Below are 1,129 nucleotides of genomic sequence, written 5' to 3' on the forward strand. Positions count from 1 at the left end.
GGCTACGATGTGCGCTGCGCCGACGAGTTCAAGGTGTTCACCAATATCCATTCCGCCACGGTGGACCCGAAAGCGTTCGATGAACGCAGCTTTGTGGATGTGAAGGGGGAGTATTGCATTATCCCGCCGAACTCCTTTGCCCTGGCCCGCACGGTGGAATATTTCCGTATCCCCCGAAATGTGCTGACTATTTGCCTGGGCAAATCCACCTACGCACGGTGCGGCATTATCGTTAATGTCACGCCGCTGGAACCCGAGTGGGAAGGGCATGTGACGCTGGAGTTTTCCAACACCACCACCCTGCCGGCAAAAATCTATGCCCACGAAGGGGTGGCGCAGATGCTGTTCTTTGAATCCGATGAGGTGTGTGAAACCTCCTACATGGATCGGGGCGGTAAGTACCAGGGCCAGCGTGGCGTGACCCTGCCACGGGCCTAGTCTGACGCGGGCGCTGAGTCCGGAACGAGTTCCGGGCCGTTGTAGTCGATCATGATCATCTCGGCTTTCAACAGGGTGCTCTCAATGTGTTTGGCCTGTACCACCATGTAGTCCAGCTGCGGCGCTACCCAGAACAGGGTGCGCCGTTTTTCTTTGCTGTCCCCGGTACGTTTCTTTTCAACCAGCAGGGTATCCAGTTTGCCCAGCGGTGTTTTCAGGGTTTCCCTGTCGATCACTTCAAAATGATGTTCGCGCACTTTGTCGCCGTAGACACTGGTCACGGAGTAAGACTTGTCGCCGGTGGCAAACACGCAGCGCCCCCGTAGCAGAATCGTCAGCTCATCCAGCGTGTTGTCGGGGATATCCAGGCTTTCCTTGTCGTCTTCAGATTCGTTGTGTACCCGTGGCGGGTTCCACTCAAAATCCATGTGGTGGAAACGTCGTTGACCGAATCCCTTGAATTCATGCACGTAGCGCGCCGTGCGCGGTTGGCAGTCACGCCAGTGAAAATAGCTTTCCTCTGTGTTGCTGAGCAGAAACGATTTCGCCTTGAGCAACATATGGTAGTAGTCGTCGCCCTCTGCCGGTTCCAGCACCAGTTCGGCTTTGACCGGGGTAGGCAGCTTGTTCACATAAATACGAAACTCGGCAGAAAAGGGGGCCAGGGGCTCGTTGGCCGTGGCCAGGCCGC

General features: G+C 56.4%; 2 protein-coding genes. One reads left to right on the plus strand and one right to left on the minus strand.

The genetic code is table 11. The features are described from left to right. Positions 1 to 438 (plus strand): dCTP deaminase (dcd, locus tag A3730_RS05750; RefSeq protein WP_063537684.1); only part of this gene is annotated, 438 nt, incomplete at its 5' end. On the opposite strand, the gene A3730_RS05755 is transcribed toward dcd, so the two are convergent. After that, positions 435 to 1,129: DUF3108 domain-containing protein (locus A3730_RS05755; protein WP_063537686.1), on the minus strand; the 695-nt coding region annotated here is incomplete at its 5' end. The genes dcd and A3730_RS05755 overlap by 4 nt on opposite strands.

The organism is Alcanivorax sp. HI0044, from assembly GCF_001634945.1.